Source organism: Clostridium fallax, from assembly GCF_900129365.1.
Lineage (GTDB): Bacteria > Bacillota > Clostridia > Clostridiales > Clostridiaceae > Clostridium_AH > Clostridium_AH fallax.
This window is the reverse complement of sequence record NZ_FQVM01000045.1, coordinates 1-8,720: the sequence shown is the minus strand read 5'-3', so window position 1 is coordinate 8,720 and position 8,720 is coordinate 1. Positions and strand designations below refer to the sequence as shown.

Genomic DNA, 8,720 nt, shown 5'->3' with positions numbered 1-8,720 from the left:
GCGATTGGCGGTTTTTCAGAGCGCGAGTAGCGCTGCCAGTACCATGCCCTTATAGGGCTTAATCAAGCCACCAGCTTAGCTGGTGGTACATGACTTAAAAAGATTAATGTTATATAATTTTATATTAATAGAGATTAAAATAGATAAAAATAGTTAATTAGTTTTATAAAAATCATTATAATTATTAAATCTTTACCTAATTAATTTATTAATTTAATTAATTGTAAAAAAATAATATAAAAAATAGATAATAATTAAATTTATTATAAAAGTTTGATTTTAAAAAATAATGGTTTTATAATTAAATAAAGAGAGTAAAATGCTTTAACTGGTAGTAACGTCATTACTTATATTTTAAAATAGGTTTTTAATTTAAAGCTTAAAAATAAGTAATATATTAAGATATTACTTATATAATCATAATTATATAGTTAAAAACTTGTTATCTGGGTATTAAATATATTATAAAATAAATTTATCATTTTATAATATATGGTAGATACATCATTACTATATTCTATGTAAATGTTTACTGAGGGAGGAGGAAAGTTTTTTATAAAAAAATAAAAAATATAAGGGGGAAAGATTATGTCTACAAATTTTTCGTGGATGTTAGATGGTAGTATTGTAGGGTGTTATATTTTAGTTAGTTTGGTTGTAGGATTACTAATTAGAAAATATGTAAGTAATGTTGACGATTATTTATTAGCAGGAAGAGAAGTTGATTTATATGCAGGAATGGCATCTTTAGCTGCTACAGAGTTTGGAATAATCACTTGTATGTCTGCAGCTCAACTAGGTTTTAAATATGGATTTTCAGGAGCTACAGTTGGAATATTATTTGCTATTGTAATGTTTATAGTAGGAAAAACAGGATTTTGTATAAAACCTTTAAGAAATGCAGGAGTTATTACTATACCAGAATTTTTTGAAAAGAAATTTGGCAAAAGGGTAAGATGGGCATCTGGTGTTGTAATAGTTTTAGGTGGACTATTAAATATGGGCGTATTCCTAAGAACAGGAGGGGAATTTTTAGTATATGTAGTAGGTTTAAATCCTAAATATTTGGAAATAACTATGACGGCTCTTTTAGTTATTGTTGCTTTATATACTGTTTTAGGTGGTATGTTATCTGTAATAGTAACGGATTTTATGCAATTTATATTAATGAGTGTAGGATTAATTTTAGTTACAATTATAATAATTGCTAATGTAGGATGGGGAAATATTATAAATGCTGCAGTTACTAAAAGTGGAGCAGGTGCTTTTAATCCATTCGTAAACGATGGACTTGGTTGGCAATATGTTTTATATACACTTTTATCTGTCTCGGCTACAATATTAACTTGGCAAACAATGGTTGCACGTGTGCTTTCAGCAAAGAGCTCTAAGGTTGCACAAAAAATGTATACAAGAACTAGTGTGTTTTATATTGCTCGTTCTATAATACCAGTAGTTTGGGGAATAGCTGCAATAGCAGTTTTAACACCAAGTCAAATGCCAAGTAATCCTTTAAACGCTATGCCTAAAATGCTTGCTACTGTTTTACCAAGTGGGATAATAGGAATTTTGGTAGCCGCAATGCTTGCTGCAGATATGTCAACAGACTCATCATATTTATTAGGTTGGTCTAGTGTAATATACAATGATATTCTGGTAATAATCCATAAAAATTCTTGGGAAGAAAAAAAGGCTGTATTAGTGAATAGATTACTTGTAGTAGCTATAGGTATATTTTTATTACTATATGGATTATGGTATCCATTAAAATCTGATTTATGGGTTTATATGACTTTAACAGCAACTATTTATTCTGTTAGTGTTTCTACATTATTAATAGCTGCTTGTTATTGGAAAAAGGCTAATAATTGGGGAGCTTATTCTTCAATTGTATTGGGAGCTATTTGTCCAGTATTATTTTTAGTACTACAACAATTACCATCAACAGTTGCTTTTGCAGAATATATAGGACCTTATATATCAGGTATAGCTGCTTTTGGATTTGCTTGGATAGGAATGATTGGAGGATCATTATTAAAGTATAAAGTTATGGGTAACAATTCAGTATCTAATGTTAAAGAGAAGGGAGCAATTTAAATGGTTATATTTTGGTCTTTAATAACATTTGGTGCTTTGGCATGGTATATAATAACTACTTTTATAATAGGTGTAAGAGGATATCAAGACATAAAAAATATGCTAAAAGCTATATCTAAAAAGAAGGAAGGTTAAGCTTTTATGAGTAAGAAAACAAATATAATTTCTATAATTACAGATGATCAAGGGTATTGGTCTTTAGGTAGTTATGGAAATAAAGATGCTATAACACCAACTTTAGATTATTTAGCTGATAATGGAATTAGATTTGAAAACTTTTTTTGTGCATCACCAGTATGTTCTCCAGCTAGAGCATCTATATATACTGGAAGAATTCCTTCACAACATGGAGTTCTTGATTGGCTAGATGAATGGAATGATGGAAGTACAACTGAAGAATATTTAAAGGGGCAATCAACATTTGTAAATGTCTTGGCTAAAAACGGATATGAATGTGCTATGAGTGGGAAATGGCATTTAGGATTGGCAGATAAACCACAAAAAGGTTTTAAACATTGGTATTCTCATCAAAAAGGAGGGGGGCCTTATTATGGAGCACCAATGTATAAAGATGGGGTCTTAATATATGAGAAAGAATATGTTACAGATACTATTACTGATTATGGATTAGCATTTTTAGATAGTCAAAAAAATAGTTATAAACCTTTCTATTTAAGTTTAAATTATACAGCTCCTCATGCACCTTGGGATTCTAAAAATCATCCAAAGGAGCTTCTAGATTTATATAAAAATTGTGATTTTAGTTATTGTCCTAGGGAAAAAAGGCATCCTTGGTCTATAGAATTTATATATCCTGAAAGTGAAGAAGAGAGAAAAGAACTTTTAAAGGGATATTTTGCAGCATTAACATCGGTGGATAATAATATAAAAAGGGTGTTGAAGAAGTTAAAAGATTTAAATATGTTAGAAGATACATTAATATTGTATACAAGTGATAACGGGATGAATATGGGTCATCATGGAATTTACGGTAAAGGTAATGGAACTAGTCCTGTTAATATGTATGATACATCAGTAAAGGTTCCATGTTTTATTACTAAATTTCGAGAGATAAAACCTAAGGTATGTAAGAATCTTCTTAGTCATTATGATATTAGACCAACTATATTAGAATATTTAGGTTTAGAAGATAATATAGAAAAGAATATAAATCTACCAGGAAAAAGTTTTGCAAGTTTATTAAAAGGTAATGAATGTGATTTAGAAAATGATGTAGTAATATATGATGAATATGGTCCAACTAGAATGATAAGAACGGATAAGTGGAAATATATACACAGGTATTCAGATGGACCTTTTGAATTATATGATTTAGAAAATGACCCAGAGGAAAAAATTAATTTAATAAATGATAAAGATAAAGAAGAAATAGTATTACAGCTTAGATTAAAATTAAAAGAATGGTTTATTAAATATGTAAATCCAGAAATAAATGGAGCGGAATTACCTGTATTTGGTGGAGGACAAGTTGGTCTAGCTGGACTTTGGGGTAAAGAAAAAGCGGCGTTTAAAAGATATGATTCTGATTTTATATTTACCGGAGATGGATTACTAAAAAATGATTAGATTAAATAGACTAATAATAAGTTAAATTAAAATTTTAGAATTTATTTAATATCAATATCTTGGTATAAAAGTAAAGGTGTAAACTTAAAGTTTGCATCTTTATTTATTTTATAAATTTGAACCTGTATAAATATCTAAAAATATCCTTTTTAATAATGCTAAATATAATATAAAAATCTATGTATACATTTCTTTTGTTGAGTAAAAATATATATAAATTTTATATTATTAAAATTAGGTGATTACTTTGGAAAACTTACAAGATTTAATTTATATATTTACACATAATAAACCAAGAAATTTAATTTTATCAATAGTTATGTTTATTTCTATATTACTATTTGAAAAGTTATTATTAAAATATATTTTACCTACTATTAGAAAATTAGTTAAAAGTACAAAAAATACTTTGGATGACAATTTTCAAAAATCTTTAGAAAATCCTATAAGACTTTTTATAATTTTCTTTTCTATATATATACCTATAAGGTTTTTAGCTGAATCTATAAATCAAATAAATACAATAAATTTAAGTTATAAGTTCTTAAAAATAAGTATAGTTATATTTTTAGCATGGAGTATATGTAATCTAACTTTACAAAATTCAATTATTTATAAAAATATGAAAAATAAAAATGAAGGAAAGGTTAATTTAATAGTTTTTCCATTTATGTCTATCATAATAAGAATTATAGTTATAGTTATTTCTATAGCAATAATAGCTAGAGAACTTGGGTTTACCGGATTTATTGCTGGTTTAGGAATAAGTGGATTAGCTTTTGCATTAGCAGCTCAAGATACATTTTCTAATTTATTTGGAGGTTTTGCCATAGTTTTAGATAAGCCATTTTCTATAGGTGATTGGATACAAACTAATGATATTGAAGGTGTGGTTGAAGATATAACATTTAGAAGTACAAGAATAAGAACATTTGCTAAAGCTTTAGTTACAGTTCCTAATTCTAAATTAGCTAATAGTAATATAACTAATTGGACTCAAAGAAATTCTAGAAGAATAACATTTATTTTGCCAATAGTTCATAATACTAAATCAGATATTTTAAGAAAAATCATTTTTGAAATAGAAGAAATGCTAAGAAATCATGAAAAAGTAAATGATGAAGTCATAATTGTTAGTTTAGAGCAATTAAAGAAAAGCAGCTTAGATGTATATATATATTTTTATACAAATATAGTAGATTTTTTAGAATATCAAAAGGTGAAAGAAGATATTAACATAAAAATATTAGAAATATTAGAAGAAAATAATTCATCTTTAGCTCAAGAATTTAGATATATATATATAGATAAACTTAATGATTAAACTATCTTTTTCTAGGATAATTTAATATGAAATAAACTTGTAATAAATATGTAAAAATTAATTAATTAAGAGTTAAGTATTTCTTAATTAAATTTTAAGAAATATAAACTATAATTAAATTAACAAATATATAATATAAAAAGGGGCGAGTTTATTTATGTCAGATAAAATTACATTAACAGAAAAAGAAAATGAATATTTAGCAAAAGGAATTGCAGTTGGAGTAGGAATTGGGGTTTTAGGTGGCTTAATTGCAGGTTATGTTGAGTTAGGATTTGCTATAGGCGGGGTTTCGGGTGTAATAGGATCTTTAGGATATTCTTTATATATGAGACATAAAGAGAATTTAAAATTAAAAATATAATTTTATAATAATTTATTAAATATAAATAATTATAAAAAATTCAAAAAAGAATATATAAATTAAAATGACATGAATAAAATTAATTTATAAATAGATTAAGATAAATAATAACATGAATTTTTTAACATATAATATAATTAAATTAGAGGCTAAAGATAAAGTATATAAATTCTTTAATTTTATTTTAAAATATTTATAAAAGCTATTACTTAAAATAGAAATTTCATTTATTTTAATATATTACATTTTAAAAATAATTTGTTATATAATATTATTGATATAAAAATTAATATAAAGAAAGAAAAATTAAGGTTATATAATAAGCTTCTTAAAAATATTAAATAAAAGACATCTCATAAATTCTAGTTTATGAGATGTCTGTTTTATTTTACAAGATTATTTTATAAAATTTTTTATGAATGATCAGTTAGTAAGTTTATAGTAGATTCTACATCATCTTTTCGTCCTGCTAAAACTAAGATATCTCCAGAATTAATAACTGTATTTGCTGTAGGCATTATTTCTTGAGACTCTCTTATAATTAAAAATATTCTGCAACCTACTGGGAATTTACTTTCCTCTAATGTTTTACCTAAATATAAATCATTAGTTGGAATGACTTCCCTTATAATTATTTTTTCTTCTTTTATAGATGAATCTTTTATAGAATCATCACCCTTATATATTCTTTCAAATAATATAGGAAACAATATACAAGATATTACTGTTGTTAATATAAAAGCAGAATAATCTGCTTCATTTATAAATTTTAAGTCTAAGGCCATTTGAGCACCTACAATTATTAAACTTAATTGAGCAGAAAGTATTAATGAAGAGGCAATGGCATTTCTTTGACCAAATTTCTTTTTTAAAAGTAGGCAAGGAATAAGTTTAACTAAGAAAAACATAATTAGTAATATTGGAATTTTTATAAGAGAACTTGGGTTATTAAATATTGTCTTTAAATCTAAATTAACACCTACCATTATAAAAAATATAGGAATTAAAAATCCGTAACCAATAGTATCTAATTGATGACTGATTTCTTCTTTTGCTTTTCCTACAACTAATGAAAAAATTATTCCAGCCAAAAATGAACCTAAAATTATTTCTGTATTTATTTTTTCAGATATTGATACAAGTATAAGAATTAATGCAAAAGCTCCTCTTACACTTAGATGTAAATTTTTAAAGGCTAATGCAGAAAAATTTTCAATAGAATAAAATCTTTTAACTACATAATATAGCAGAAAAGCTGCACCAAATACTATTAAAAATAAGAAGTTTTTATAACTAAGTCCATATAATGAAGTTGAAGCTATAAAGGATAAACCTATTAAGCAAATAAATTCACAAATAAGTGAATATATAAGTAATGTTTGACCAAAATTACTAGTTAATATATGTTTTTGCTTTAAAAAAGGAACTATTAAACCAGGTGCTGATGCTGTAAATAATAGTGTGAAAAATAATGTTCCTTTATGAATTCCTATAAATTTAAGAGTAAAGGATAATAATGCAGCTACTATAAATGATAAAATATACATTAATAATCCTAAATTTAATTTAGAATCGCTTTTATCTTTCTTGTCTTTTATATGTACATCACTAAAATCAATTTCAAGGCCACTTAAAAACATTAAGTAGGCTATACCAAGATCAGATAAAAATATAATCCATAAGTCCGGTTTTATAAGATTTAAAAAGCTTTTGCCAAATAATATGCCTATAAATATTTCTCCTACTTGATAAGGAATTTTTATTTTTTTTAGTTTAGCAACAATAAATGGAGTTATAAAAGCTAATATAGCAAGTATTAATAGTGAATCGTAATTAATGTGATTTTCCATAAAAACCCCCTAGTTAAATATTTTGTTTTGATGAGATTAAAGCTATATGGATTTATTGTTTAATTGTTAACTGTAAATTTATATAGTATAAAAAGCTTTTATCTTTATTATTTATTATGACTAAATATTTTCTTAATTATATATTTTCTATTTGCCAATCTATAGGGGTTTTTCCTATAGACTTTAAAAAGTTATTAGTTTTAGAAAAAGGTTTAGAACCAAAAAAACCTCTGCTAGCAGATAGTGGACTAGGATGTGGAGATTTTATTATAAGATGTTTTTTATTTGTAATTAATTTTTCCTTTGAAATTGCGTTGTTTCCCCAAAGTATAAATACTATAGGATCTTCTCTTCTGTTTAAAATTTCTATTATTTTATCAGTTAGTATTTCCCAGCCCATTCCCCTGTGAGAGTTTGCAAGTCCAGCTCTTACAGTTAATGATGTGTTTAGAAGTAGTATTCCCTCATCAGTCCATTTTTTTAAATAACCGTTATTTGGAATATAACAACCTAAGTCAGTATTAAGTTCTTTATATATATTCACTAAAGAAGGTGGAGTTTTTACTCCAGGTTTTACTGAAAAACTTAAACCGTGGGCTTGATTAGGACCATGATAAGGATCTTGCCCTAAAATAACTACCTTTACATCTTTATAAGCTGTATAGTGTAGAGCGTTAAAAATATCATACATATTTGGGTATATAGTTTTAGTTTGGTATTCCTTTTTTAAAAATTCTCTAAGTTTTAGATAATAGTCTTTAGAAAATTCTTCATTTAATAAGTTTTTCCAATCATTATTTAATTTAACTGTCATATTCATCACCTAATTTAATTATATTATTTTTAAAAATCCCCATCAAATTTATAAATAAATTTATTTAATTATATATTTTAGCTTAATATATAATTATTTTCTATATCTTTTGTATAAAGATTATAGAAAATAATAGCATTAAATAATATAATATTATAGTTTTTATAAATATATAAATATAAAATTTATGGTTTTAAGATAGATTAATTATATTAAAGTAAAATTCATTTTGCCTTCTTACTTAATAATAAAGGAATAATATAACAATTTATTACTTAAACTAATCCTAGTGTATCCACTTAAGATAAATAGAGAAAAATAATGTATTTACAAGAAATATAGTATTAAGTTCATATTATTATAGTTTAAAAATTTATTAATATTAAAATTAATGTTATGATAAATATCGTCGCTGGAGGGCGTAGTCAACAAAGCAATTTACAAATGTGAATCAGCTTAAAAAACTTTCAAAAAAGTTGTTGACAAAGTCGAAAAGTGATGTTAAGATAAAAAACGTCGCTGAGAGGCGGCAAAGAAAAATTTGGTCTTTGAAAATTAAACAGAGAGAAACTTACAAAATCTTTTAAGATTTTTTAAACCAGCAATTCTTTTATATGAGTAAAGATTAAACTTTTTAAATTGAGAGTTTGATCCTGGCTCAGGACGAACGCTGGCGGCGTGCTT

Annotated in this window: 7 protein-coding genes; 5 read left to right on the top strand and 2 right to left on the bottom strand. The window is 25.2% G+C overall.

The genetic code is table 11. From position 1 onward, the window contains the following. Window positions 1–588 precede the first annotated feature (588 nt). From BUA70_RS12610 to BUA70_RS12595, 5 genes are all read left to right on the top strand, one after another. A complete protein-coding gene (locus BUA70_RS12610; RefSeq protein ID WP_242977352.1) occupies window positions 589–2,097 on the top strand; it encodes a sodium:solute symporter family protein in 1,509 nt (502 codons plus the stop codon). After that, complete coding sequence (locus BUA70_RS13345; RefSeq protein ID WP_278337216.1) at window positions 2,098–2,232, top strand: hypothetical protein; 135 nt, start codon at window positions 2,098–2,100, stop codon at window positions 2,230–2,232. It abuts the gene before it with no gap. Window positions 2,233–2,238: 6 nt separating this feature from the next. Next, complete coding sequence (locus BUA70_RS12605) at window positions 2,239–3,684, top strand: sulfatase family protein (RefSeq protein WP_072897836.1); 1,446 nt, start codon at window positions 2,239–2,241, stop codon at window positions 3,682–3,684. Between the two features lie 247 nt (window positions 3,685–3,931). After that, entirely contained in the window at window positions 3,932–5,008 is a 1,077-nt protein-coding gene (locus BUA70_RS12600; protein ID WP_083573542.1) for a mechanosensitive ion channel family protein, read from the top strand. A gap of 157 nt (window positions 5,009–5,165) precedes the next feature. Continuing rightward, window positions 5,166–5,372: a hypothetical protein gene (locus BUA70_RS12595; RefSeq protein WP_072897834.1), complete on the top strand. Its 207-nt coding sequence runs from the start codon at window positions 5,166–5,168 to the stop codon at window positions 5,370–5,372. Between the two features lie 413 nt (window positions 5,373–5,785). On the opposite strand, the gene BUA70_RS12590 is transcribed toward BUA70_RS12595, so the two are convergent. Together BUA70_RS12590 and BUA70_RS12585 are read right to left on the bottom strand one after the other, a co-directional pair. Next, window positions 5,786–7,222, bottom strand: a complete 1,437-nt coding sequence (locus BUA70_RS12590) for a cation:proton antiporter (RefSeq protein WP_072897832.1) — start codon at window positions 7,220–7,222, stop codon at window positions 5,786–5,788. Window positions 7,223–7,358: 136 nt separating this feature from the next. Continuing rightward, window positions 7,359–8,036: a uracil-DNA glycosylase gene (locus BUA70_RS12585; protein WP_072897829.1), complete on the bottom strand. Its 678-nt coding sequence runs from the start codon at window positions 8,034–8,036 to the stop codon at window positions 7,359–7,361. Window positions 8,037–8,720 lie beyond the last annotated feature (684 nt).

Bases quoted from the DNA above. Each gene is read 5' to 3' on its own strand.
- BUA70_RS12610 (WP_242977352.1), top strand. From the start codon at position 589: ATGTCTACAAATTTTTCGTGGATGTTAGATGGTAGTATTGTAGGGTGT.
- BUA70_RS13345 (WP_278337216.1), top strand. From the start codon at position 2,098: ATGGTTATATTTTGGTCTTTAATAACATTTGGTGCTTTGGCATGGTAT.
- BUA70_RS12605 (WP_072897836.1), top strand. From the start codon at position 2,239: ATGAGTAAGAAAACAAATATAATTTCTATAATTACAGATGATCAAGGG.
- BUA70_RS12595 (WP_072897834.1), top strand. From the start codon at position 5,166: ATGTCAGATAAAATTACATTAACAGAAAAAGAAAATGAATATTTAGCA.
- BUA70_RS12590 (WP_072897832.1), bottom strand. From the start codon at position 7,222: ATGGAAAATCACATTAATTACGATTCACTATTAATACTTGCTATATTA.
- BUA70_RS12585 (WP_072897829.1), bottom strand. From the start codon at position 8,036: ATGACAGTTAAATTAAATAATGATTGGAAAAACTTATTAAATGAAGAA.